Genomic DNA, 26,108 nt, shown 5'->3' with positions numbered 1-26,108 from the left:
AAAATGGGAAACCTTAAATTTAGGTTTCTTTTTATTATATTCGATTATCAATATTAAAACTTATTAGAGCCATTAATAAAAGAAATAGATATATAAACCGAGTGTAAAAATATTTTAATTCTTTGAAAACATTCAGCGATTTAGTATTCTTTATATATGGAATATTTTGTTTATGCGAAAAGAGGGCAAGGTGCTATATGAAAAGAATGAAAAATGTAATGTTACTATTGTTATGTTTCTTATGTTTAAGTGGGTGTAATTATAAAGATGACGATCAGGTGAAAAAATATGTGAAAAAAAAGCACGGAATTGATGTGATTGTAACACATTGGGGTGCTATAAACGAAGGGAATATGGGGCATACATATCATACTGTTCAAGCAAAAAATAACAAAAATATTCAATTTAGAGTAGAGGTAGATGGCTTCTTATATTCAAGAATAAAAGGTGATGAATATCAATACGGAAAAAAACATATGAGGAATATAAGAAATTTAAACCAATGCTAGAAGAAATTAAAAAATTAGGTTACGTGGAACCTGAAAATAAAAATGTTTTTCAATATATAGTGGATGATGATATAGAGGAGAAACCAACGGATAAGTTATTATTAACTTTAAAAATGAGTGACAAGATTGATTACAGTCAATTTGAATCAAAAGAATTAGATCGTTTATATGCTCTAATCCAATTCATTCAGAAGAGTAATAGAAAGATAACAACACTTGAAATTGAGGATTATAATGGTGAATCTATAGGCTTGCCTTTTCAAAATGTGCAAAAAGCTATAACGAAAGAAGAACTGCTTTTAACAATGAAAAACACAGTAAGCGGTTATTGGACATATTTGGTTCAAACTGAAACAAAAGTAGGCGTAAGGTTAAATGAAATTCAAAATGATCGTTTTGAAATTGAGGATATTACTTGTCCACACCCGAAAGACGGCAATTGTCTAGAGTATGAATTGACATTAGTTTTCAATGACAGTGAGATAAAATATAGAAATGATCCATATGTAATAGATGATTTGAGAAAGGTAGTCACTATTCTTAAAGAAGAACTATATAATAAGGAATTTAACATATATTTAAGGAACAAGGATGGAACAAGTTATTCACTCTGGCTATCATCCGAAAAAATTAAGGAAAGTAATAACATAGAAGAGTTAGTAAAATAATGATATAAAAAAGAAATTTAAAGTACTTTTTATGTTTGTTATTTCTGTATTCAAAAGGAAAACCGCTTATACTTCATTCTTGAAGCATAAGCGGTTTCGTTTAAAATACTTAAAAAGAAAAATCTCTTGGCAAAGTACCACTTTTTATCACTGTTCTTAACCCATGTTTTATAATCCAAGGGTTAATAGGATGTTGTTTATCACGTAACTGCTGCAACCATTGAAAAACAAGTTCTTTATCTTCTTTCGTAATATCGTTCATATGATTGGCTACTGATTTTTGGACATATTTAGAAGAATCATTCATTAATGGTTCAAGAAGCTGTAAATTGTACTTAAAATCATCTTTTAGAGCTCCTATTTTTTTAGCCCAAGGAAGCCTTGGTCTCGTACCTTCAGAAACTAATCTTCTAATGTGGCTGTTTTTATCATGAATCCACTTTTGTAATATGTTTAGTGTGTCTTCATGGTATGTTTGAAGAAAAGGCCGAATGGCATATTCAGCAGTATTTCTTTTCGTTATTTCATACATAGCGTTGAAAGAGGATTCAAAATTGTTAAGTCCATATTTTTCAACGTATTTTGCAAGAGGCATGTACATATATCCGTTTGTAAATGTGCCTACTTCTGTTGTATTTTCTGGGCCTAATGTTTTTAGTAATATATGTATTGCTTCATTAAAATCTTTTTGTAATGCATTATGTAATTCATCTGCTATTATTTCAATACGCTGCTTTAACTCTAAATTTTCAACTTTACATGTTACGGAAGATACAAAGTTTCTTTTAGAGAAAGTAGGATCGTGTTTACAAATAGAATCAGCCATTTTTTCTGCTAATTCTTCGTTAAATAAAAATTTTAACGGAACATATTTACCCATTTTTTCACCTCGGTGGTCAAATGAAAACAATTTTTATTTTTTAATCGACAATCCATAAACTAACGTCTCACTCGGAGTCGTAATATTAAAACCTGTCGTCTTATAATCAAGTTTCACCGTATCACCAGTGTAGTCTTTCGTGAATGAATCCATTTGTACGATAAGATCTGCATCTTCATATACAACATCATCTGCGTTATATGTATCCCAAATTAAATCGACATCAACGAAAATACTACAAGAGTTTGTCATTGTCCCTCTAATGCGAATGATCTTTTTGTCTTCACGTTCTAATCTATGTATAGCTGCTTTTGCTTCATCAGTAATGCGAATGTTCATTGTATCCCAACCTTTATTTATATTTCCTTTATTATTGCAAAAACAGGAGCAATAGGGAAGCAAAGAGGTTTGCAACAAAAAACGAGCAAACAAATTTGTTTGCTCGTTTCACTTTATTTTAGTTCACATTTATCAAGTGGAATCACTTTTGTTTTTTTTGTAAATTTATATCCTAACCATAGTACTAAGAAGAGTGGTAAACCAATGTAAGAAACGAGTACGCCGTTCCAGTCGATTGACTCACCCATAAATGCCCCGTAGTTTTGTCCTAAAATTACGATGATACAAAGTGTAAATGCGAAGAGTGGACCGAATGGGAACCATTTTGCTCTATATGGTAAGTCTTTCAAATCTTTTCCTTGTGCAATATATGCTTTACGGAAACGGTAATGACTAATTGCAATGCCGACCCAAGCGATAAAGCCAGACATTCCTGATGCATTTAATAACCAAATGTATACAACACCGTCACCGAATAAAGAAGCAATGAAAGCGATACTACCGACAATCGATGTTACGATTAATGCGTTAACAGGTACCCCGCGGCTATCTAATTTACCAAGAAACTTTGGTGCTTTTCCTTGGCGAGCTAAATCCCAAAGCATACGAGTTGATGCATACATACCAGAGTTACCAGCAGATAGTACAGCAGTTAAAATAACAGCGTTCATAACAGAAGCAGCAAAGGCAACGCCCGCTTTTTCGAAAATAAGTGTAAATGGACTTACTGTTACATCACTTGCAGCAAGACTTTCAGTTGTATAAGGAATTAATAAACCGATAACGAGAATCGCAAGGATATAGAATAAAAGAATACGCCAAAAGATTGAACGAATTGCTTTTGGGATATTACGTTCTGGATCAGATGTTTCACCAGCAGCTACTCCTAATAATTCAGTTCCTTGGAAGGAGAAACCAGCTGCCATAAATACACCGATAATTGCCATGATACCGCCGTTAAATGGTGCATCTGCAACAGTGAAGTTTTTGAATCCAACAGTTTCGCCCCCCATAATTCCGAAAATCATCATAAAGCCGACAATTAAAAAGATAATAATTGTAACTACTTTAATAAGTGCGAACCAATATTCAGATTCACCAAACCCTTTAACAGATAAATAGTTTAAAAGGAAAATAATAGCTAAACATAATCCGCTCCAAATAAGAGAAGGGGTATCTGGGAACCAAAATTTCATAATTAATGTTACGGCTGCAAGTTCAGCAGCGATCGTAATCGCCCAGTTATACCAATAGTTCCATCCAAGTGCAAAACCAAGTGATGGATCAACAAATTTTGTTGCATACGTACTAAAAGATCCAGTAACAGGCATGTAAGCTGCAAGTTCAGCTAAGCTTGTCATTAAGAAATATACCATAATTCCAATTGCGGCGTATGCAATTAATGCGCCGCCAGGACCAGCTGAATGAATGACACCACCGCTGGCAAGAAATAGTCCGGTACCGATTGTACCGCCGAGAGAAATCATCGTAAGGTGCCGCGATTTTAATCCGCGTTTTAATTCACCTTGTCCTTGTGTAGTTTGCGTTTTAGAGGTAGATTGATTTGTTGCGCTATTCATGTTCAACACTCCTTTTCTTGTAGGTTAGGAAGGAGCGGGGGAGAAAAATACAAAAAACCGCCAAAGGAATTTGGCGGAACGTTTCACAAATAACCACCCCATCATACCCTTCCGTTAAGATAGCACCCCACGTTTACACGGTAATTTTGTAAACGTGACAGTTCTGTTCCTTTCGGAGACAGCCCCAGCTCATATTTCCAGAGAAGAAATATAAACTTCGGCAACTTTTCCTTTCAAACGGAGTCAGTGACATTCTCTGTGTCTCGTCCGTTTTACTATTAAAAGTCGCAACCTCTACCTCATCGGATTGATGAGGATTTATATATTGCTAAGATTTTTAATATATGGCAATTGTAATGACTTTCTGAATATATTGCAAGATATTTTGTTAGGAAAAGTCAAAAAATATCGGTTATTGTATAGGAAACGCTTGCAAAACTCCACCCGAACCTACTATTATGTAGCAATAAGCAAAGAAAAAATTGTTATACAAATGTTTCGCAAAAAATATTGAAAAACCCTCTAAATAAAAAGAAAATTCAGAAAAATATAATTCGACATTCATAATAAAGTCATATTATTTGTTATAATTAGAGTAACGTTTAAGCAAAAAGGGGAAATCAAAATGAAATTAGAAACAAAAAGGCTCTATATAGTGCCGTGTACAGAAGAGAGGATTCAAGTCGCTAACGAGCAAGGATATAATAGCGGTCCGCATATTGTAGTGCATGTAGAGAATGTGAAACAAGATGAGGCTTTATTACCATGGGGGGCGTGGTATGTTTTTCGGAAAGAAGATGATAGCGTTTTAGGTGATATTGGATTTAAAGGGAAACCAAACGAGGATCAAACAGTAGAAATTGGCTATGGATTTATTGAGAAATATTGGAATCAGGGCTATGCAACAGAAGCTGTAAAAGAACTAATCGATTGGGCTTTCAAAACAGGAGAGGTAGAAACAATAATTGCAGAGACACTCCTAGATAACTATAGTTCGATGCGTGTTTTAGAAAAGTTACATATGAAGAGAGTAAATGCTACAGAAACGATGATTAATTGGAAAATAGAAAAATAAAAAATACCGCTCTAAATTGAGCGGTATTTTTTTATAGTTATGGTAGCATTTGCTTCTGATCATTTGGATACTCAGCCGTTGATGCGTTAGGACGATTGGAATGATTTCGAACAGCAATGAAAATAGAAATAATAACGACAAGACCAACTGCAACGTAAGAAAGTGAAATAATAGTTGGATCCACTTTAAATGTAGTAAGCAGTGTACGAATATTTGTGAAGATAATAAGACCACCAACTAATACGCCAAGTAAATGGGGCGGAACGATGCGGACTAACCATGCAGCAATTGGAGCTGCGACAATACCGCCGAGCATTAAGGCAAATACCCAAACCCAGCTTACTTGTTCCCAGCCAAGTGAGATGAAGAAGCCAATTGTTGCAGCGAGTGAAACAGGAAATTCACTCGTATCTACAGATCCAATAACTTTTCTAGCTTCATTTCCTCTTGCTAGAAGAACGGGTGTCGTAATCGGCCCCCAACCACCGCCACCAGTTGAATCAACGAATCCAGCGAATAAACCAAGCGGCACAAGTTGTTTGGCAGACATACGCTTATTTGAAGTGACAATTTGTTTTTGAATGATGAATCGTAATAAAATATAAACCCCTAAAGTAAATAAAAATACGGAAATGTACGGTTTGATTACATCTCCAGGCAAATTACTTAAAAAACATGCCCCAATAAATGCGCCGATTGCCCCAGGTAATGTAAGCCTGGAAACTGTATATTTATCAACGTTTCCAAATTTGATATGAGATGCGCCAGAAGCTGCAGTTGTAACGACTTCAGCTAAATGAACCGATGCGGAAGCTACAGCCGGTGCAATACCAAACATTAATAATAGTGAAGTAGACGTTACCCCATACGCCATTCCGAGTGCTCCATCGATCAATTGAGCGAAAAATCCAATAATAGCAAAGACAATTAATTTCTGCATAAATAATCCCCCTGTAATAATAAATGAAAAAGACACTTTTCCCGTATGAGAAAAGTGCCTTTGGTTTTTCCAATCAGCAATAATTAAATTTGTTTCATTATAATACATATTAATCGTATAAATCAACTAGGTTTTAAAGTTTTTGAATTGAATGAAAGAAAAATAAAATATACAATAAAAGGATGGAGAGAAAGGGGAGAAAGACATGTTACGATTTGATCATCTCGTTCACACAGTTCATGGTACACCGGAGGAAGCGGCAAAACAAATGCAGGAACTTGGATTTCATACTGTATTAGGCGGAGAGCATACGAATTGGGGTACTTGGAATAGTTTAAGTTATTTTGATTTATCATATATAGAATTTTTAGCAGTTCAACATGAAGAAAAAGCGAAAGAAGCAGAAAATCCATTAGTACAAGAAATAGTGGTGAAACTACAAAATGGAGAAGGAATGCTACAAATCGCGATCCGAACAGATGCAATTGAGGAGCTAGCAGTTAACTTTAATAAGTACGGCTTACATACGATAGGGCCATTTGAAGGGAAACGTATGAGAAAAGATGGCCGACTTTTAGAATGGAAAATGTTATTCGTTAAGCAAGAAGAGAACGGACCGAAATTACCTTTCTTTATACAGTGGAATGAAACGGACGAAGAAAGAAGAAACGATTTACGTAACAGTGGGACGATTACTGAACATAAAAACAAAGTGCAACAAATTGAAACGATTCATTACGCAGTAAAAAATGTTCGAGAAACAGTACGGAAATGGAAAGAAGTAATGGAGCTATCTACAAGCTCAGTTGTGAAAAATGAAAAATGGAATGCCGAGTGTCAAAGTGTATCGTTTGGTGACATTCAAGTACAGTTTTGTGAACCGGTTGGAGAAGGTCTAGTGCAAGAATACATAAAGAATCATGGCGAATATCCATTTGCAGTAGAGTTTAAAGGGGGAAATAAACGAGAGCATGAAGTGTTAGGGAGTTTGTACATATATTGATAGAGGTGAACGTTGTGGAAGAAATGCTTAGAGAGATAGAGAGAATACTAGAATGGCCTCGTATGTTAAAAGCGACTGTTATTTCAAAAGGCTTTTCATTCGATGAGAAATATAAAATTGAATTAGAGAGTGGGGCCTCGTATTTTATTAAAGTATGCGATTCATCATATTTTGAACGGAAGCAGGAAGAATATGAATATATGCAGCAGCTAGATTCTTTACATATTCCTATGCCAAAATTAATTCATTTTATTAGTCTTACAAAATTCAATAAATGTGTACAAGTTTTTGAATGGATTGATGGATTAGATGGTGAAGATATATTAAGAACGTTGTCTACAGAAGAGCAGTATAGGGCTGGAAAAAAGGCTGGAGAAGTACTAAAAAAGATTCATTTAGTTGAAAAAGAAGATAAAAGTAATTCATGGGAAATGTCTATATGGAGTAAATATGAGAGATACTTAGAAGCGTTGAAAGAATATGAAGTAGACTTTTTTCATTTAAATACAGTGATAGATTTTGTAGGAAATCATAAAGATTTATTAAAAAATCGTCCCATCGTATTTTTACATGACGATTTTCATCCGGCTAATATAATGATTGACCAAAATGAGTTTCGGGCTGTCATTGATTTTGCTAGATTCGATATTGGTGATCCTATTCATGATTTTCATAAAGTAGCACTATTTACAACGAATATAAGCAAACCATTCGCGATTGGACAAGTTCACGGTTATTGCGGAGGAGAACCTGATCTACATTTTTGGAAACTGTACTCATTATATGCAGCAATGATATTCCCGGCTGATATCGTATGGACAAACCGAAGCACACCATATTTATTAGATGATATGAAGGAAAGATTAAATGGAATTTTAGAAGATCATAATCATTTTTCATCTTATATTCCAAAATGGTATCAATCAAGTGAATTTAATAAATAAAGGAGTAATTTATATGGATAAAATAGCAGTAATTTCAGATATTCACGGTAATATTCAAGCATTAGAATCCGTGTTGAATGATATTAAATTAAGAGGAATCGAGCGCATTATTTGCCTTGGAGATTTAGTAGGAAAAGGACCTCATTCCAGTGAAGCAATTGAAATCATTCGTAAAGAATGTGAAGTAGTCGTAATGGGAAACTGGGATGATTTTATTACAAAGCCGACTGAATTTGAAGCATTGAAATGGCATCAAAAACAATTATCGGAAGAACAAAATGACTATTTAAGAAACTTACCATTTTCAATCGAGTTTTATATGAGTGGGAAATTCATTCGTATGTTTCACGCTTCACCGAGAAGTTTATATGAAAGAATTCAACCACACGCTTCAAGAGAAGAACGTATTAGTATGTTCGAAAATAGTGATCTGACGGAAAATATAGAAGGGGAAAGAAAACCAGATGTCGTTTGTTACGGTGACGTTCACCAAGCATTCGTTCAAAATTTCAGAGGGAAAACGTTATGTAATGCCGGTAGCGTAGGAAACCCACTTGAAATAACACAAGCTTCCTATTTAATATTTGAAGGGACTTACAATGAAAAAGAAGCAGCGAGCTTTTCTATTCAACTTGTACGAGTACCGTATGATATTGAATTAGCTATCAGACTAGCAGAAGAACTCGAAATGCCAGAAATTGAAGAATACAAACAAGAATTACGGACTGCTTTATATCGAGGGTTTAAGGGAAAGTAAGCTAATAATATATCAACGATTTTTCAAATATATCTATCATAACTTAAAATATATCAATGATTTTTTCGAGATATCAGCGATTCGAGAAAGGATATCAATTTACTGACAAATAGTGACATGAATTATTATCTATAATTATATTATGTCAACTAATTATAAAGGGAGATATCATGAACCGAAAACAACGAATCAAAGAAATTGCAGATCATATTGTAAAGCTAAACTTAACCCATCCAATAAGAGTTGGAGTAAGCGGTATTACAGCCTCAGGAAAAACAACATTTGCAAACGAACTAGCGGAAGAAATAAAAAAACGAGGATTACCAGTAACACGCGCCAGCATTGATGATTTTCATAATCCAAGAGTGATTCGCTATGCAAAAGGAAAAGAATCTGCAAGAGGGTATTATGAAGATGCACACGATTATATAGCTTTCAAAGAAAGATTATTAATGCCTTTAGGACCTAACGGAAATTTACAGTATGAAACGATTTCTCATAACTTAATAACGGATATGCCTGTACATAATGAGCCGCTATTGGCCACGCAAAATATGATATTAATAGTAGATGGAACGTTTCTATTGAAAAAAGACGTTGCGCATTTATTTGATTACAAAATCTTTGTAGATACAAATTTTGAGATTGCGAGAAAACGTGGTGCTAAGCGGGAAACTGAAGCTTTTGGAAGTTATGAAGAAGCAGAGAAGATGTTTTTAAACAGGTATCACGCGGCTTGTAAAATGTATATAGATGAGCATAATCCGAAAGAGTGTACGAATGTTATATTTAAGAATAGTGATTTAGGAAATCCAGAAGTTATATTTCATGAAAGAGCGTAATACATAATCAGAAATATATGTATAGCCTTTTGTTTATTGTTATAATTAAATTAATTTTATGAAGCAAATAAAAGGGGATAAGACAATAAAAAACGCAAAAAGGGGACAAGAAATATAATGAATGAAGTACTAGAACTAAAAGAAGAACTACTACAAATTAAAAATAACAATTATGCTGTACCAGAAGACGTAGATGCATATCCATATGCGCAGTGGATGCTAGATTATATCGGATCACCAGATGCTGAATTACGTGATGATTTAATTTATAGTACGCTTCATACATGGATTACAAATGATGTGTTTAGACAAAAAGAATTACGAGGGTTAATGCTACAAGCAATTAGTCCTGATTATTTATTTTATAAAATTGGTGAAAAGGGAACAGACTCTGTATTTAAACGTGCATTCTCCGTATTAATTCCACCACTTATTTTATCTGTTCATGAAAGAGAACCGTTGTTATCCGAAGAACAACTGTACAGTGTAGCAGAACAAGTGCTGGAATATGTATATTTAGAAGAAGATGTAAGGGGCTATGTAGAAGGGAAAGGCTGGGCGCACTCTACTGCACATGCAGCAGATGCACTCGATGCTTTAGCACGTACAATCCAAAATCGTGAGTTCTCATATGCAATACTAGCTGCCGTTCGTCAGAAGGTCCGCTTACATGACTACGTATACATTCACTTTGAGGATGAGAGATTAGTAGCACCAATTATGTCGTTACGTAACCAAAATCTTTTAACTGAAGAAGAGTGGAGCAATTGGTTACATAGTATAGCAATTGTTGAAGACATCCCGCATCCTCAATATGATATTTTAGTACAAAATATTAGAGCTTTCTTAAGAAGTTTATATTTCAGAGCTTTAGAGACAGAGGGTAGTACAGCCTTTACAGATGATATATTGGAGACTTTAAAGGGTTTGCGTAGGTATTAAAAATTCGTTTTTCTAACAGAAAAGTACATAAAACCAACACCTCCCAACCATACTAATAAAATGTTTTGGAGGTGAGTTTAATGGACAAAAAAGACTTTGAAAAAGTATATAATGATTATTTACATCAAGGGGAAGAGCAAGCTCAATTTGAAATAGCTCAGGAAGTTACTTCAGGAGCAGAACAAATTGTTGCTGTTCGTAAAAATGATGAAGGTGATTTGATTGCTTTTAAAACAAGTAGCGGGAGAGAGTTAGATTATATGACTGCTCTTAGTGAAGCAAAATCAGGGAAGTTAGCTCATGTGGACGTATTTCATAAGTATGGCAGAGATATTATACGTAGTGAACCTGATGGAATAAAAGAAAATAATTTAGATAATTTACCTTCATTTTAAAGGGTAAACCTCAAGAAGAGAATGTTCATTACGATATTCTCTTCTTTGTTTTGCGAAGTTTTCCTTGCAAATAGACGATTCATTTTTAAAGTGCGATCATACTTTTAAAGAGCTCTCTAAATTTCTCTTTATCTTCTGCTGTAAATGGTTTCGGTCCCTTTGTACGTTTACCACTTTTTCGAACCATTGCACTTAAATATCGTGTTTGTAACAATTGTTCGATGTTATCATTCGTATACTTATAGCCTTTATGGTGTAGAACGATACAGCCTTTTGCTAAAGCGAGCGAAGCAAGACCGTAATCTTGTGTTACGATTAAATCTTCTTTTTTTGCTAACTGCATAATTCGGTAATCTGCAGCATCTGCTCCGGAATCAACATAAATTGTTTCTACACCTTTAGGCTGCTGAGCATTAGAATAATGAGAAAAGCTAGTAACTAGAGTTACAGGAATTTCTGCACTCGTAGCTTCAAAAATAATTACATCTTTTACAGGACAAGCATCTGCATCAACATAAATTTCCATTTTTATCACTCCTATAAAGTGAAACTTTAATCAGTGGGGGGTTCATCCTCCACTGATTATTAATTGAACCAATCGGGCATTTACGGGCAGTTGATCTCTCACCTAACTTCTTTGCTACAGCTGAATTTTGAGGTGGGAGTTTTATTGCCCGTTAATGCGGGAAAACTAGGTTCGTGTTGATAATAATGGTAGATTTTTCTTTTGTCAAACGATAGAGCTTTATGTAAAGTTATTTTTCACAAACCAAAATAGCCTCCCGCAAACGAGAAATACCTTCCTCAATTTGATCAATATCCACTTTTCCATAAGATAAACGAATATAACCATCTTTCGCGCCGAAAATACTACCTGGCATAAAAGCAATTTCTTGTTTTAAGCTTTGCATAATAAGTTGTTTTTCGTTTATCGGTTCTTTTAATTTTCCCCATATGTATATTCCACCGGTCGGATTTGAAAAAGAGATTTTATCATGAAGTTGCTCGTTTAGAGCTCGAACAATAACGTCTCTTTTTTCTGCTAGTTGTTTTCGTAACGGTACGATATGCGACTGAAATGGTACAGTTTCGAAAAACTGCTGCATAAGCCACTGCGGGAAAATACTCATTCCTAATTCCATTTGATGCCTTGCGTCGGATAACCTTTCTACTACAGATTGTGGAGCGACGAGCCAGCCGACTCGTAATCCTGGCGCAATCATTTTTGATAAAGAATGTACATAAATAACTGTTCCATTTTCATCAATCGATTTTAAAGTAGGGCAAGGTTGTTTCTTTTCTAGCGTCAGCAAGCTGGATGGATCATCCTCAACAATTGCAATTCGTAAATCTGCGCAAAGTGATAATAGTTTTTTTCTACGGTTTGGATGAAGCATCGTTCCCGTAGGATTTTGGAAGTTTGGATTTAAAAAGATCATTTTAATACGATGCTTTCTATATAATTCTTGCACATCGTCTGGATTAATACCATGTTCATCAACAGGTAACGGGAAAATACGAATACCTGCTGATTGGAATAGGGGTAAGGAATAACAGTGCGATGGACTTTCGAAAGCGACGGCATCACCTGGATTTAATAAACATTGCACGATAAGGTGAAGTGCTTGCTGGGCGCCGGATGTAATCATAATGGATTGTTCAGTCGCCTCAACTTTTAAATATTCTTTCATATATTTTACGACCGCTTGTCTTAGCGGGAGATAGCCTTGCGGATGATCATAACTTAATGAATGTGTTAACGGTTGTTCTCGTAAAATTGTTTGTAGTTGATCGTGTGGGTAGAGATTACAACCGAGTTCTCCGTTTGCGAAATCAATAATATTTTCATTTTGTTGTACTTCTGCCCGAATATGGCGAAGTAACGGTAAGTTTGGTAAGAACGTACCGCCTTCTACGAAATTTCTCCAGTTAGGCGTTAATGTTGGAGAAACGCCCCACATATGTGTACTTACACGTGTACCTTTACCAGTCGTACTTTCTACAATTCCCATAGCACGTAGTTCGTTATAAGCAGTCGTTACTGTACTTCGGTTTACATTTAACTGTGTAGCTAATTTTCGTTCGGAAGGTAGGAAGCTTCCTGGAGGAAGTTCTCCGTATGTAATACGTTTTTCAATAAAGTCAACAACTTGCTGATAAATAGGGATTTTACTGTCGTTATCTAGCTTCCATTCCATACAAACGCCTCCGCATCTCTTATATACATTCAGTATAACAAATTGGCTGGGTAAAAAAACAGCCAATTGGACGGTGTTATATCCAGCCAATTTTACTATGCTAAATATGGAAGGGGAGATTCGGATGAAACGATGGCAAATGGAATGGCTCCTAGTATCTGTTGCATTAGTATGGGGAGCAAATTATACAATAGGAAAGTATGGCGTGGCATATATGTCATCCATTCAATTTAATAGTTTACGATTTTTAGTAGCATCACCGGTATTATTACTTATTACTTTTATGATGGAACGCTCATTACGTATTGAAAGAAAAGATTGGTTACGATTAGTAGCAGTCGGCATCGTTGGAACGACAATGTATCAAACGATGTTTATGCTATCTGTGAAATATACTTCAGCAACGAACGCTTCATTATTAATTGCAATGTCACCTATTTTTACAGGGATATTAGCAGTATTGCACAAACAAGAACGTTTTTCGATGAAAGTACAAATTGGTTCAATCGTAGCCTTTATTGGTGCAGCATTCGTTTTATTAACAGGACATACAGGAGGAGCTACTTACGAGTATGCGTGGCTCGGAAATATAATTGGATTAGTCGCAGCAATTGCGTGGGGATGGTATCCAATTTTAGCGCAACCACTCATTACAAAATACTCCGCAATGAGAGTTACATCATGGTCTACTTTAATTGGAATTGTACCTCTCGTTATATACTGTTTACTCAATGTAAACACACTAACGTGGCCAGTAGATATGCCGAGCTGGGGATCACTAGCATATTCAATCGTCTTTGCGACCATATTCGGACTTGCAATGTGGTATGTCGGTATTAGTAAAATAGGCTCAACGAAAGTAATGGTTTATATGTATCTTGTGCCATTGTTTGCAGTGATCTTTGCGGCAGTAACAATAGGGGAGCAAATTAATATGATGCAACTAGTTGGCGGGCTTATTATCTTCATCGGTTTATATGTTGTAAAAAAAGGTGGAATCAAAAAGCCAGCTCTCAATTTGAAAAAAGTAAGTTAACAGTAAAAAGGATCTCTTTCATATAGAAGGAGATCCTTTTTGTTTTTGTAATAAAAGCGCTTGTTCAACGGCCCATTTTTGATGATCGTGTATGAGAAGCTCTATAGCATACAATGGAGACATCCACCTTAGAACATGATCCTCCTCACAGTTTTCAGTTTGTTTCTGCACCATATTCGCAATATAAAAAAATCCATCGTTTAAATAATATATATCTTCCTTTTCTGCATAAAAATATCGAGCAGCATTACCGATATACTGATCAATTTTAATTGCCCATCCTAATTCCTCTAGTAGTTCACGGTGCAAACATTCTTCTTTTGTTTCATTACCTTCCATACCGCCACCAGGTAAAAAGTAACGGTCTCCTTTTTGGATAACAGCAATCTTTGAAGAAGATGATTGAAAAATAATCGCATAACAACTAGGCCTTAATGTATAATGAACGTTAATTTTTTTAGAGCCAAATGTGAGTTTTGAAATCATAAAACACGACCTTTCTCTATAAAATACATAAAAGGAATATTAAGGTAAACGTAGAATTGTATAAGTATAATCTTAACAGATTGGAGTGATAACAACATGATAAATCGAAAATGTTCAAGATGTAAAGAAATAACAGGTACGATGCACGGTGGTAAAAAAATTAAGGAAGAATTTCTATGTGAAGACTGTTTGCAAAAAGGAATTGAGAGCGGGGAAATCGAATTATCACAAGTGGAACAAGAAAAAACCTCGTATCTTTCTATAAAGATATTAAAAATAACGAGTGTTATTTATTTAATAGTATCAATTATAACTGCTTTTTCTGCTGGAGCATTTATACAAGATCCAGGGCTTGGTGGAATATCTTTTTCAATAACAGGTACAGTTGGTGTTATGATAATTGGATCCATATTCCAGTCTGTTCTTGTATTTTGCGGGATATGGGTATTCATCCTATTAGTAGAAACAGTCATTAAAATTTATGAAAAAATGAAGTGAGTGAGAGGGAGAAACATATGCGAGTAAGAAATATCCAAGGGGAAGATTATGTAAAGATTCATTCAGTTTTAAATGAATGGTGGGGCGGGAGAGACATGGTTGCCATGTTGCCAAAACTGTTTTTTGTTCACTTTCAAGAAACGAGTTTTATCATTGAAGAAGAGGGCGAAACGTTAGGTTTCTTATGCGGATTTTTTTCACAAACATATAAAGATGAAGCATACGTTCATTTTATCGGTGTAAATCCGAAGTATAGAAGAAGAGGAATCGCATCGACATTGTATTCTTATTTCTTTGATGTCGCTCGTGCAAATAATCGTACAGTTGTAAAAGCAATTACGTCACCAACTAATAAAAAGTCGATACAGTTTCATCAAGAAATCGGTTTTCGAATTGAGGCTGGGGATGATGAGGTAGAGGGTGTATCGGTACATACAAATTATGATGGGAATGGCGGGAGTAGAGTTTTATTTTTGAAAAATGTGTAGATAAAAGGGGAATGATTGCATGGATATGCAGCAACGGAGAATGTTAGTAGCAGGAATCGTTTTAGCAGTAGTGTTAGGGGTAGGCTATTTTTCGACAAACGTATTACAAACTTTCTCAATCGTATGTTTAGCAGTAGCGATTGTATTTGGGGTTATAGGGAGCATACAAAAGAAACGTCAAAACAAGAATTAAAAATTTGAAAATTTTATGATCCCTTAAAATTTCTCGTTTTAGGGTATTTGTTTTTCTTAGCTTAATGGCGATTGGATTGTATCACAAATTCTATTAAATTAAGTTTATATCAAAACACCATTCTTGCCCTGTTGTTGCAGACATAATGATATCTTTTTTTATTTTGTTAATTTGATAGAAGTGAGTGGGATGTCAAAAGCAATTTCTGTAAAATAATTTCATCAAAAGAAGGGGATTTATATGCATTTTGAAAGAGATAGATATTTTTTACAGATGGCATTGGAAGAAGCTGAAATGGCATTAAAAGAAAATACATATCCAGTAGGAGCAGTTATTGTTGATGGAAATAATAATGTCATTGCAAGAGGAAGAAATAGAGTGCATCCACAAAAAGACATAACAGCTCACGCAGAGATAGACGCTATTCGCAATGCAGGGGAAGCAATGTTTGATGCAAAAATAAAAAATGAGAAGTTTACTATTTATAGCACGTTGGAACCGTGTCCAATGTGTACAGGAGGTATTTTATTCGCAAAAATACAGAGAGTAGTCTGGTTACTAAATGATGACTTAGGTTTTGGTGGATATAAAAAGATAAAAAATGCTTTAGTTTTCGAAGGGAAATTTAATAAAATCGACATAGTGGAAGAACCATTTGAAGACTTAAAAACAAGACAAAAAGAACTTATGAGACAATGGGAGCTAAATCCCAATAATATTATTAATTTGCGTAGGGCTATAAAAAAATAGTTGTTTCTTTCAATTAAATCGGGATGCTGCCACATTACCATCAATTTAAAAAATATAGTGAAATTATATCGATTTAACAATAGAATATGGAAGAATCTATTACGAATAGAAAGCCGTCCTAAAAGTATTCTAGGATGGTTCTTTTTGTTGTGAGGAGATAAAGAGTATGGAGAATAAACAGAGTAGAAATGAGTATGTAAGACGCATACATAAGGTTCAAGATTATATAGAATCAAACATAGACAGTTCATTATCCATTGAAGAGCTAGCTGATATAGCAGGATTTTCGAAGTATCATTTTCATCGGATTTTTAAAGGAATAGTTGATGAGCCATTATCGCGGTATGTGAATCGCTTGAAACTAGAAAGGGCAACACATCTACTTACATATCGCGCAGACATGACGATTACAGATATTGCGTATCACTTCGGATTCACAGATTCAGCAGTTTTTTCCCGAACATTTAAAAATTATTACGGTGTAAGTCCGTCTCAATATCGAAACGATAATAGCAAGAATTGCAAAGACGTAAGGGGAATTCCTCAATACAATGAATGTAAGAAGGTTCGAGGAAATGTTGAAATTGTAACAGCGGACGATATAAACGTCGCATACATAAGACATACAGGTACATATGAAGAGTTAGCTATAGCTTTTCCAGAAATGATAGAAAAATTATTTCGTTACGCGGCGAAGAAAAACGATCATGTATTTGAGGATACGAAAGTATTAACCATTTACCACGATCATCATGAATTTACTGAGGACCATCATTTAAGAACAAGTCTATGTGTAACAATTTCAGATGAATCCACAGTAGAAACGAACGACGTTGGAATAATGGTAATACCTTCTGGAAAATATGCAGTAGGACATTTTGAAATATTCCAAGATGAATATAAAGGAGCATGGGATTTCTTATACGGTGAATGGCTGCCAAATAGCGGATATAAACCGAGAGACTCGTATCCTTTTGAAGTATATAGAAATAATCCAAAGCATAAACATATAGTTGATATATATGTACCTATCGAACCTTTTTAATCATAGGTTAAAGGGGAAAGAATAATGAAAACTGCTGAAAAGTTAGATCAGATTATAAAAGAAGAATATGAAAATATGAATGGTATGTTAGTAGTGCGGAAAGGTAATGTTATTTTTGAAAAATATTATAACGATTACGGACAAAATGATACATTTCATGTAGCGTCAGTTACAAAAACGATAATCTCTGCGCTAATTGGAATATGTATAGATAAGGGCTATATAAAAAGTGTTGATCAAAAAGTAATAGAGTTTTTCCCTGAATATAAAGTAAAGTCATCTGAAGTAACAGTGCGACACCTACTTACAATGACAGCTCCATACCCTTTTGTAGACTGGCAGGAACCGTTAGAAGAATTATGTACACAACCAGACTGGGTACAGTATACACTTCATAGAATGGGGAACGGTGGAGAGATTGGAGCTTTTAAATATTCATCTGCAGGAGCGCATGTACTATCAGCAATGATTACGAATGCAACAGGGAAAAGTGCACGTGAATTTGCGAATGAGTACTTATTTCAACCACTCGGCATGAGCGAAATTCCAAACTACAATATGAAAGCATTTGGATTCGATGACTTATTCGGAAAAGATGTGAAAGGATGGGTTCACGATCCAAACGGCATTTCGACGGGCGGCTGGGGACTAACGTTAACGGTTAGGGATATAGCTAAGTTTGGACAGCTGTATTTGAATGAAGGTATTCATAATGGAAAACAAATACTATCAAAATCATGGATAAAAGAATCAACAGAAATGAACCAAAATCAATATGGTTACTTATGGTGGTTTCGAGAAGAAGATGGAATCTTTTCATACTGTGCTATGGGTGACGGTGGGAATATGATTTGTTGTATTCCAGAGAAGGATTTGGTTGTAGTAATTGCTTCTGAAGCTATGCCGAATGCACGGGATAGATGGGAATTGATTGTGAAATATATTCTTCCTGGCATACAGTCAAATCAATAATGGTAGTAAAAAGATGGGGTGAATTTTGGTTTTATACCATCTTTTTGTTTTGTGACGTAAAGTTCATGGGAATGTAAGGGTTTTGTTAAAAGTGTAAATATTAGGGTTTTTTAATATAAAAAGTCTTTCTTTATGTATAATGGGGACAAGGCCTAAAAATACTTAAATATTTAAGTGAATATTTTAAAAAGGGAGATTAAGGATATATGAAAAGCTTACTTCCAAAAACTTTAGCTGTTACAGGATTAATTGCTTCTTTATTAGGTATGGTTTCTTCCGTTTCATTTGCTTCGATTAGTTGGGATAATAATGCAACGTGGACAGGAAGCGGAGCAAAAGCTAAGGCAACTGCCTATACTGCAAAAAAGGACGAACCTCATTTTTACAAGATGACTGTAAGAGCTAGCTTTGATGATGGGACTTCTAAAGAGTTAGCATTGTATGATGCTAAAATTTCAGATCGTATAAACGTTAGCGTTGCATCCAAAGGACCGGTGACCAGAGGTTATTCGGGTCATGAATGGATAATGGTAGGGGATAGTGCGTACACTTCTAAGGAAATGGTAATTAAATAAAAATCAACAAAAACCGTGAAAAAGGATACATACCTTTTTCACGGTTTTTAAAATGAGGAGGATATATGAATCTAGTATTAAAAGAAATAGTGGTGAACAAAACAATATTCATTATGCTATTTATTGGATTTGTATTGACAATATGGCCAATCCTGATCGCAATGTCGACGCGAGATTATTATGATGAGAAATTTTATGATAGTAAAAATGGTTATTTTAATTATTACTATTCAGTTCAACTTACTAATATGGGGGAAATCAATTTCGAACAATTTCAGACGTTAATAGAATCTGATTTTAAAAACGCTAGTGTTATTACAAATGATATTCGTATTACTATTCCGGATATCGGCCACGTAATAATGAATGGTCTCCTTAATAAAAATTGGTCTCCACCTTTGCTAAAAGGTTCTCAGATGGGACAAGATGAAAAAAATAGTGTAATAGTGGGGAAGAAAATTTATAAGGATATGGCAACAATAAAATTATTTAATAAGGAATATACAGTTAAAGGCGTAGCTGGAGAAAATACTGGATATGAGTATAATATTAAAATTTTCGTCTCTCTAAATGACATGCCAGATGAGGTGAAACAGATGATACAAAAAGATAATACATTCCAAATGATTGTTCGTTCTAATGAAAACCCTATCAAGGAAATAGAAACTTTCATACAGCATATGAAACAGAACAATAAAGATATAAATGCCAAAGTGATTAGTGAAAAAGAGAACTATGAAAAGGAAAAAAACTCAAGTGAAGCCGTAGAAGAGTTACTCAGTTTTCCATATAGGCTTTTATGTATAGCTTTCATTACCAATATAATAGTAAGTTATTATTGGATTTATACGAAGAAAAAAAGTTTGTCGTTAAGGAAAGCTTTGGGAGCAAGTAATATAAATCTTTTTATTTTTATATTTAGTCAATTATTTTTATGTGCAATCACTGCATCAGCCTGTGCAATATGCATACAATGGATTTTTAGCATTTTGAGTGAAAATATTATAGAGTTTACAAGTTATAGTATTAGTTTACAGTCTACTCATATTGTAATGTGTGTATTTCTTTCACTTACTATAGCTTTCATCCTCTCTGTAATACCATTTGTATATGTGCTTAAAAGTGAACCTGCTAAAGCATTAAAGGAGTAAAAATGATGAGAATAAAAAGTGCGTTCATAGCATTAAAAAAGAGATTTCTATTTTCCGTACTTCTTCTAATACAGATTACATTTGGATTAGCAACTCTAACGAGTTCAATTAATGTATTTTATAATTTACACCATCTAAACGATAAATCCAGCTCGGTATTAAATGTGGATAAAACATATTTAGTTACTTTTGAAATGACGACAGATAGATTACAAAGCAATCAATTTAATAAAGAGAAAATTCAAGCGGTTTATAATACAATTCATCAAAATAAAGATGTGATTTCGTATGGTACATACGAGGAGCGAGTTATTGAAATAGAGTCAAGTAATAGACCATTTCAAAACAGTATGATTACTGATTTGAAACATAAAACGTTTCACGATGAAAGACCTACTATTAAAACAATTTTTGTAGATGAAAATTACTATAAAATGTTACGTTTACCTTTAAAACCTGAAGAAGGTTTCTCGCATGATGACTTTCAAAAAAATAGTGAAGAAAAAACAAAAGTTTTAATGGGTTCTTACTTTAAGAAATATTTTCAAGTTGGAGATACAATTAATGATCGATATACAATTATAGGGTTTTTGCCAGAAAATAAATTTATCGTAAATAATAATACGACGAACACATATTTGAAGTTGGATTACGCAATGATAATGCCTATGTCATTTGATAGATTTGAAAAATATGAAGCAATGTTTTTAAGACTACATCAAAGTACAGTTTTATATTTACAAAAAGGTGCAGATGTAAAGAAACTAGAAGAATCAATTCAACTTAAAGGAAACGGCGGTACGTTTCATTTAAAAAGTTTAGGTGATGAAATAAATGAAGATGTTACTCTTAACGGCTATTCGGAAATACCTCAACTTATAGTAGGAATCTTATTCGTTGTATTCTCGATCGTCGGAATTGTAGTAACGACCATTGTTTCTATCTTGATGAGAAAGCGGGAATTTGGTATAAAAATAGCTTTTGGCGAAAGTAAATTTGATATGTTTATTCAAATTGTTTTAGAGAACATTATTGTAGCAATAACTGGCTTAGGAATGTCGATAACTTACTTTTCATGGAGGTATGGGGTTCTATTACAAATGTCGAAGGATTTAAAGGAAGCAACGGTATTAGACTTTAAATTGGATATGCCTATATTGTTTTTAGTATTTCTATTCTTATTATTAATCATCGTTGTCTCGAATGTAATTGTCTTCTTATTTATTAGAAAGCTTGAACCGAAAACATTAATAGGTGGGATGGAATAATGGGGTTAATTGAACTAAAAGATATTAAGAAGGTGTATAGTAATAAGAATCATAATACGTTCGCGTTAAACGGTATAAATTTAACGATAAATAAGGGCGAAATTATAGCGGTAATGGGGCGATCAGGCTCAGGGAAGAGTACATTACTAAATGTTATAGGGTTAATTGATATGCCAAATGAGGGTGAATATATGTTAAATGGAAAATCATTAACTGAAATTAGAGCAAATAAAGTTCATAAAACAAGAAATGAAATGATTGGATTTATATTTCAATATTTTGCATTGTTAAAAGAACATACTGTACTAGATAATGTAGTGCTACCACTCACATATAGAAAGCTAAAGCAACGAGAAAGAGAAAATAAGGCGAAGTTCTATTTAGAAAAAGTAGGTTTAAAAGAACATATGCATAAAACACCGGACGAGCTATCAGGTGGACAACAGCAGCGCGTCGCAATTGCAAGAGCGTTAGTAGGTGAACCAGAATTAATATTGGCTGACGAACCGACAGGGAATTTAGATAGAAAAACAGGAGAAGAAATTATGAATTTGCTATTACAACTGAATGAAGAAGGACGAACGATTATTATTGTAACCCATGATATAGAAGTAGCGAATAAGTGTACTAGAATTATTGAGTTAGTTGATGGGGAAGTTGTGCGGAGTTAGTAATTCAACAATTATATCTAATTTAAGAATCCGTATTGATTAATTTTTCAAGATGGATTCTTTTTATTTGTAGGATTAAAGTAAAACAACAAATCCCCCGTAACTTTTTATGATAGAAATTCGTTTAACAAAAGAAACGATTTTTAATGAGGAATGGGGGAGAACAATGAAAATTTTAATACTAGGTGGTACACGATTTTTGGGAAGAGCTGTTGTAGAAGAGGCTTTGAACAGAGGGCATGAAGTTACATTATTTAACCGCGGAACAAACAAAGAAGTTTTTCCTGAAGTGGAGCAGCTGATCGGTGACAGAAATGGTGATGTATCAAGTTTAGAAAATCGAAAATGGGATGTTGTTGTGGATACATGTGGGTTTTCTCCGCATCACATTAGAAATGTTGGAGAAGTACTTAAAGATAATATTGAACACTATATATTCATCTCAAGCCTTTCCGTATATAAAGATTGGATTCCGCATGACATAAAAGAAGACTATATATTACAACCTGAACCGACGGAAGAGCAAATAAAGGCTGTAGAGAATGGTGAAATATCTCCTTATGAGCATTATGGTGCGCTGAAAGTATTATGCGAAAAAGAAGCAGAGAAGTATTGGCCGGGGCGTGTTTTACACGTAAGAGCAGGACTTCTTTCAGGAATGTTCGATTATACAGATCGACTTCCATACTGGATCGGGCGTGTAGCAAAAGGAGGTAACGTGTTAGTTCCAGGAAGAAAAAATCGTCCAGTGCAGATAGTTGATATAAAAGATGTCGCGAGATTTGGACTCAACATGGCAGAAAATAATAAAGCAGGTACATTCAATATAACAGGTCCGAATGATGAATTGACGATGGAAGAGCTGTTAAATACGTGTAAAAAAGTTACGAATAGCGATGCTGAATTTGTTTGGGTAGACGAATCGTTTATGAGTGAACACAATGTGCAGCCTTGGACAGAAATGCCTTTGTGGATTCCAGAAACTTTCCCATTAGATGGTGAGACGAAGCCGTGGAGAGGCGGGTTTTCTATTTGTATCGAAAGTGCGGTTAATGAAGGGCTTACTTTTAGAAGAATAGACGAGACAGTTACAGATGTGTATGAGTGGATGGAGAGTACGGAAGAATGGGAATTAAAAGCAGGTATTTCAGGCGAGAGGGAGAAGGAATTGTTAGAAAGATGGTATCAATAAATTTAGCGGAGTTCTTTGAATATGCTTGATTGCACATAAGGAGGAAAAGGTGATGTGGAAAGACACCATTCACAGTATCTCATCAAATTTAAGCTTGAAAAACCCAGCTACGAAGGATGAACTTACTGATATACAAAAATGTTTACATGTGGAGTTACCGAATGATTTATATCAATTATTACAGGAAACAAACGGTATAGAAGGTGAATACGGTGACTTTATATGGTCTGCTTCAAAAATTAAAACTGAAAATATGAGTATGAGAAATATAGTTGATTTTAAGGATTTATACATGCCTTTTGACTGTTTATTATTTTTTGCTGATGGGGGAAATGGTGATTTGTTTGGCTATTCCATTTTGAATGGAAAAGTACAAAGAGATGATATATATGTATGGAACCATGAAAATGATAGTAGAACGTGGGTTGCTCCTTCTTTAAAGACTTTTATGGAGTGGTGGGAGAGTGGAAAGATGATAATTTAAATATAGTATCAAAAAAAGTGCCTTGTTACTAAAGAAACAAGGCACTTTTTCACGAATAATTAATCTACCACTCAATCGGTTCTTCTCCGTACATCTCCCATAGCTTAGGAAACATCTTTTTTAAACCTTCTTCATCATCTTCATTCCAGTCAAATTCAAAATCTACATCGTCGAATTCTTCATTAGATAAGACATGGTAAAGTGTAAAGTAAGTATCATCTTCGTCACCAGTTTTTTCTGCATATACAGTGAAACCGAAATATAAAGAAAGTTCTTCTATTTCTGGGACGTCATACTCACTCAAATTTTCTAATACAGGAATTAATCGTTCTGGATCTTCAATACAAGCTTCGTATGTCTCTTTTCCTTGATATAATAACCATCCGCGGAAGTAATCGAAAGTATCATCTGAACAACCACCCATAATAATATAGGCTGCTGCCCATAAACGGGAGGTATAGGAATCTTTCAAAAGACGATGCATATGCGTATCAAAAGCTACAATTTCATGTACTGTACGTTTAGCAAGGTGGGAAGTAAGCCATTCTATTTGTTCTTCTTGGTCTTCACCTTTCCTTTTTGCACGATTAAGTAGTTCCCAAAATTCTTCTTCTGTTATCGTTTTTTCTTTTATGTAATCTTCCCCAGGCAACGGGTCTGTATATCCCTTTTTACGTTTGGAAGCAATTAGTTTGTTAGCTTCTTTCATACATTCTTCTTCTGTTTCAAACTCTTTCGCTTTCACACTGCCAGCTGTGCCGATTTTTCCGTAAAACACAACATAGTCTTTTTCTTTCACAACGATTTTCCAAAACTTATTTGATTTCTCAGTTTGCTGGATTAATAACGTTTCCATCCGTACCCCCATAATGTTTTCTAGTGTGCAATATGATTGTAACATATGTATATACACTTGTAACGATGAAAAGTAATGGTTCAGAAAATTAGGAAATGATTGAATGAAGTGAATAAATTTAGTAACCTTATTTGTACAGCAATTACATAATTGTTTTGTAATAATTCAATATTTGTATAAGGGGGGCGTTAAGATTGGATCTTACGTTTAAAGTAGAGGAAACATGTTTTAATTACCGCGTCGGAGCAATTTGTAAACTGGATAATAAAATACTTATTCTTCAAAACAAAGGGGAACATTATTGGTATGTACCAGGCGGAAGAGTGAAAATGCTAGAAAATAGTGAGGATGCGTTACAACGAGAACTTGCAGAAGAACTAGGTGTTCCTATTAAAGGGAAGAGATTAATATGGTCAGTAGAAAATTTCTTTACACTTTCTGAGCGAAAGTTTCATGAAATTAGTTTTTATTATGAAGTAGAGCTACATGAGTTACCTGCGAGTGGAGCGGATCAATATATTTTGGAAGAAGAGGGTAGAACGTATTTGTTTAGATGGGTGCCAGTAGAAGAACTGCATACATATAACTTACAGCCTGCATTTATAAAAGAGAAAGTAAAGGATGTATCAGTTCACACAGAACATATCGTATTACAAAAGTAAACGTATTACAAAAGTAAACGTATTCGGAGGAGAAAACGGTGAAGGGGACTAAAAAAGAGGTACATATAAATGACAAAGTAATTCGTTACACACATATCGAAAAAGGTTCTAGTACGGTTTGTTTTATGTTTTCAGGTTCAGGATACAATTATGATAAGCCGTTATTTTATTACGCAACGATGTTAATGCTTGAACATAAAATAGATGTTGTACATATTCATTATTCTTATGATGGACAATTAATGAATAAACCAATGGAAGAAGTAACGAAAGTAATGATGGATGATATTAATCCTGTAATAAATGAAGTATTAAAAGATGAGCAATACAACGAGACTATGTTTTTAGGGAAGTCACTCGGAACAATTCCGATTGCAAATGATTTAGTGAAGAGAGAAGAATTCGCGCAGTCAAAAATGATACTACTTACACCTTTACTGACGTTTGATACAATTTTTGATTCTATCTTACATAGTCGACACGAAGGGTTTTTAGTTATTGGGGATAAAGATCACCAATACAATGCAGATCAAATTGATCAGTTATATAAAACGAATTTACAGATTGAAGTTGTCAAAAATGCAAATCATTCTGTAAATGTTGGGGGATATGAAACGGAAAATTCAATTGAGGCTATAGCGAAAATAATAGGAAAACTTAAAGAAGTTGTTAGGACAAACTAACCTATTAATACATGCAAAAGAGGTGC

The 26,108-nt window shown here is 34.4% G+C and carries 30 protein-coding genes, 1 pseudogene and 1 riboswitch; of the genes and pseudogenes, 23 read left to right on the top strand and 8 right to left on the bottom strand.

What is annotated here, in order from left to right:
• The first annotated feature begins 197 nt into the window (after positions 1-197).
• Positions 198-1,177: pseudogene (locus tag BHV55_RS15220) on the top strand (hypothetical protein).
• Positions 1,178-1,286: 109 nt separating this feature from the next.
• Here BHV55_RS15220 and BHV55_RS15215 read toward each other — a convergent pair.
• The 3 genes from BHV55_RS15215 to BHV55_RS15205 form a co-directional block, all read right to left on the bottom strand.
• Entirely contained in the window at positions 1,287-2,057 is a 771-nt protein-coding gene (locus tag BHV55_RS15215) for a DNA alkylation repair protein (RefSeq protein ID WP_070756633.1), read from the bottom strand.
• Between the two features lie 33 nt (positions 2,058-2,090).
• Positions 2,091-2,396: an iron-sulfur cluster biosynthesis family protein gene (locus BHV55_RS15210; protein ID WP_070756631.1), complete on the bottom strand. Its 306-nt coding sequence runs from the start codon at positions 2,394-2,396 to the stop codon at positions 2,091-2,093.
• 113 nt (positions 2,397-2,509) lie between these two features.
• Entirely contained in the window at positions 2,510-3,976 is a 1,467-nt protein-coding gene (locus BHV55_RS15205; protein ID WP_001083384.1) for an amino acid permease, read from the bottom strand.
• Between the two features lie 112 nt (positions 3,977-4,088).
• Positions 4,089-4,281: riboswitch (Lysine riboswitch) on the bottom strand.
• A gap of 320 nt (positions 4,282-4,601) precedes the next feature.
• Between BHV55_RS15205 and BHV55_RS15200 the strand changes: the two genes are divergently transcribed.
• A complete protein-coding gene (locus BHV55_RS15200; protein WP_048568586.1) occupies positions 4,602-5,051 on the top strand; it encodes a GNAT family N-acetyltransferase in 450 nt (149 codons plus the stop codon).
• A 37-nt stretch (positions 5,052-5,088) separates the two neighbouring features.
• Here BHV55_RS15200 and BHV55_RS15195 read toward each other — a convergent pair whose 3' ends face one another.
• Complete coding sequence (locus BHV55_RS15195; RefSeq protein ID WP_001170728.1) at positions 5,089-5,991, bottom strand: sulfite exporter TauE/SafE family protein; 903 nt, start codon at positions 5,989-5,991, stop codon at positions 5,089-5,091.
• Positions 5,992-6,196: 205 nt separating this feature from the next.
• Between BHV55_RS15195 and BHV55_RS15190 the strand changes: the two genes are divergently transcribed.
• The 6 genes from BHV55_RS15190 to BHV55_RS15165 all read left to right on the top strand — a co-directional run bounded on the left by BHV55_RS15190 (position 6,197) and on the right by BHV55_RS15165 (position 10,874).
• A complete protein-coding gene (locus BHV55_RS15190; RefSeq protein WP_070756629.1) occupies positions 6,197-6,994 on the top strand; it encodes a VOC family protein in 798 nt (265 codons plus the stop codon).
• A gap of 14 nt (positions 6,995-7,008) precedes the next feature.
• The gene (locus tag BHV55_RS15185) at positions 7,009-7,938 is read left to right on the top strand and encodes an aminoglycoside phosphotransferase family protein (protein ID WP_016110239.1); all 930 of its coding nucleotides are present in this window, start codon (positions 7,009-7,011) and stop codon (positions 7,936-7,938) included.
• Between the two features lie 13 nt (positions 7,939-7,951).
• Positions 7,952-8,695 carry a metallophosphoesterase family protein gene (locus BHV55_RS15180; RefSeq protein WP_000357653.1) on the top strand — a complete coding sequence of 248 codons (744 nt, stop codon included), beginning with the start codon at positions 7,952-7,954 and terminating at the stop codon, positions 8,693-8,695.
• A 170-nt stretch (positions 8,696-8,865) separates the two neighbouring features.
• Complete coding sequence (locus BHV55_RS15175; protein ID WP_001080548.1) at positions 8,866-9,537, top strand: nucleoside/nucleotide kinase family protein; 672 nt, start codon at positions 8,866-8,868, stop codon at positions 9,535-9,537.
• Between the two features lie 117 nt (positions 9,538-9,654).
• Positions 9,655-10,479, top strand: coding sequence for a DUF2785 domain-containing protein (locus BHV55_RS15170; protein WP_001006672.1), 825 nt, complete (start codon positions 9,655-9,657; stop codon positions 10,477-10,479).
• An 80-nt stretch (positions 10,480-10,559) separates the two neighbouring features.
• On the top strand, positions 10,560-10,874 hold the full coding sequence (locus BHV55_RS15165) for a DUF3892 domain-containing protein (protein ID WP_000358163.1): 315 nt from the start codon (positions 10,560-10,562) through the stop codon (positions 10,872-10,874).
• An 85-nt stretch (positions 10,875-10,959) separates the two neighbouring features.
• Here BHV55_RS15165 and BHV55_RS15160 read toward each other — a convergent pair whose 3' ends face one another.
• Positions 10,960-11,400: a YaiI/YqxD family protein gene (locus BHV55_RS15160; RefSeq protein WP_065703788.1), complete on the bottom strand. Its 441-nt coding sequence runs from the start codon at positions 11,398-11,400 to the stop codon at positions 10,960-10,962.
• Between the two features lie 229 nt (positions 11,401-11,629).
• Positions 11,630-13,072 carry a MocR-like pyridoxine biosynthesis transcription factor PdxR gene (gene pdxR, locus BHV55_RS15155; protein ID WP_000454896.1) on the bottom strand — a complete coding sequence of 481 codons (1,443 nt, stop codon included), beginning with the start codon at positions 13,070-13,072 and terminating at the stop codon, positions 11,630-11,632.
• A 124-nt stretch (positions 13,073-13,196) separates the two neighbouring features.
• Between pdxR and BHV55_RS15150 the strand changes: the two genes are divergently transcribed.
• Positions 13,197-14,108 (top strand): DMT family transporter, encoded by a 912-nt coding sequence (locus BHV55_RS15150; protein WP_000832986.1) that lies wholly within the window; start codon positions 13,197-13,199, stop codon positions 14,106-14,108.
• Positions 14,109-14,126: 18 nt separating this feature from the next.
• Here BHV55_RS15150 and BHV55_RS15145 read toward each other — a convergent pair whose 3' ends face one another.
• On the bottom strand, positions 14,127-14,594 hold the full coding sequence (locus tag BHV55_RS15145; RefSeq protein WP_000624001.1) for an NUDIX hydrolase: 468 nt from the start codon (positions 14,592-14,594) through the stop codon (positions 14,127-14,129).
• A 96-nt stretch (positions 14,595-14,690) separates the two neighbouring features.
• Between BHV55_RS15145 and BHV55_RS15140 the strand changes: the two genes are divergently transcribed.
• From BHV55_RS15140 to BHV55_RS15085, 12 genes are all read left to right on the top strand, one after another.
• Positions 14,691-15,092: a DUF3980 domain-containing protein gene (locus BHV55_RS15140; protein ID WP_000610500.1), complete on the top strand. Its 402-nt coding sequence runs from the start codon at positions 14,691-14,693 to the stop codon at positions 15,090-15,092.
• A 17-nt stretch (positions 15,093-15,109) separates the two neighbouring features.
• The gene (locus BHV55_RS15135; RefSeq protein ID WP_070756627.1) at positions 15,110-15,580 is read left to right on the top strand and encodes a GNAT family N-acetyltransferase; all 471 of its coding nucleotides are present in this window, start codon (positions 15,110-15,112) and stop codon (positions 15,578-15,580) included.
• A 19-nt stretch (positions 15,581-15,599) separates the two neighbouring features.
• A complete protein-coding gene (locus BHV55_RS15130; RefSeq protein WP_000367555.1) occupies positions 15,600-15,773 on the top strand; it encodes a hypothetical protein in 174 nt (57 codons plus the stop codon).
• A gap of 240 nt (positions 15,774-16,013) precedes the next feature.
• A complete protein-coding gene (locus BHV55_RS15125; protein ID WP_000545361.1) occupies positions 16,014-16,523 on the top strand; it encodes a nucleoside deaminase in 510 nt (169 codons plus the stop codon).
• Between the two features lie 166 nt (positions 16,524-16,689).
• Entirely contained in the window at positions 16,690-17,568 is an 879-nt protein-coding gene (locus tag BHV55_RS15120; RefSeq protein WP_070756625.1) for an AraC family transcriptional regulator, read from the top strand.
• 24 nt (positions 17,569-17,592) lie between these two features.
• Entirely contained in the window at positions 17,593-18,540 is a 948-nt protein-coding gene (locus BHV55_RS15115) for a serine hydrolase domain-containing protein (protein WP_048568592.1), read from the top strand.
• A 206-nt stretch (positions 18,541-18,746) separates the two neighbouring features.
• A complete protein-coding gene (locus tag BHV55_RS15110) occupies positions 18,747-19,115 on the top strand; it encodes a hypothetical protein (protein ID WP_044584588.1) in 369 nt (122 codons plus the stop codon).
• 65 nt (positions 19,116-19,180) lie between these two features.
• A complete protein-coding gene (locus BHV55_RS15105; RefSeq protein ID WP_001055055.1) occupies positions 19,181-20,266 on the top strand; it encodes an FtsX-like permease family protein in 1,086 nt (361 codons plus the stop codon).
• Positions 20,267-20,268: 2 nt separating this feature from the next.
• Positions 20,269-21,534, top strand: a complete 1,266-nt coding sequence (locus tag BHV55_RS15100; RefSeq protein ID WP_246874066.1) for an ABC transporter permease — start codon at positions 20,269-20,271, stop codon at positions 21,532-21,534.
• The gene (locus tag BHV55_RS15095; protein ID WP_000522859.1) at positions 21,534-22,205 is read left to right on the top strand and encodes an ABC transporter ATP-binding protein; all 672 of its coding nucleotides are present in this window, start codon (positions 21,534-21,536) and stop codon (positions 22,203-22,205) included. Before BHV55_RS15100 ends, BHV55_RS15095 begins: the two co-directional genes overlap by 1 nt.
• Before the next feature lie 166 nt (positions 22,206-22,371).
• Positions 22,372-23,397 carry an SDR family oxidoreductase gene (locus BHV55_RS15090; RefSeq protein ID WP_000697753.1) on the top strand — a complete coding sequence of 342 codons (1,026 nt, stop codon included), beginning with the start codon at positions 22,372-22,374 and terminating at the stop codon, positions 23,395-23,397.
• 52 nt (positions 23,398-23,449) lie between these two features.
• Positions 23,450-23,881 (top strand): SMI1/KNR4 family protein, encoded by a 432-nt coding sequence (locus BHV55_RS15085; RefSeq protein ID WP_000265342.1) that lies wholly within the window; start codon positions 23,450-23,452, stop codon positions 23,879-23,881.
• A gap of 64 nt (positions 23,882-23,945) precedes the next feature.
• Here the strand turns inward: BHV55_RS15085 and BHV55_RS15080 are convergent, their stop codons facing one another.
• Positions 23,946-24,737 (bottom strand): DUF4240 domain-containing protein, encoded by a 792-nt coding sequence (locus BHV55_RS15080; protein ID WP_044584587.1) that lies wholly within the window; start codon positions 24,735-24,737, stop codon positions 23,946-23,948.
• Between the two features lie 194 nt (positions 24,738-24,931).
• On the opposite strand from BHV55_RS15080, the gene BHV55_RS15075 reads away from it, so the two are divergent.
• Entirely contained in the window at positions 24,932-25,399 is a 468-nt protein-coding gene (locus tag BHV55_RS15075) for an NUDIX hydrolase (RefSeq protein ID WP_000366240.1), read from the top strand.
• 38 nt (positions 25,400-25,437) lie between these two features.
• Positions 25,438-26,082, top strand: coding sequence for an alpha/beta hydrolase (locus BHV55_RS15070; protein ID WP_070756621.1), 645 nt, complete (start codon positions 25,438-25,440; stop codon positions 26,080-26,082).
• The last annotated feature ends 26 nt before the right edge of the window (positions 26,083-26,108 follow it).

Origin of the sequence: Bacillus sp. RZ2MS9, from assembly GCF_001816185.2 — a bacterium.
In the GTDB taxonomy this organism is placed as follows: domain Bacteria; phylum Bacillota; class Bacilli; order Bacillales; family Bacillaceae_G; genus Bacillus_A; species Bacillus_A cereus.
This window is presented reverse-complemented; position numbering and strand designations above follow the sequence as displayed.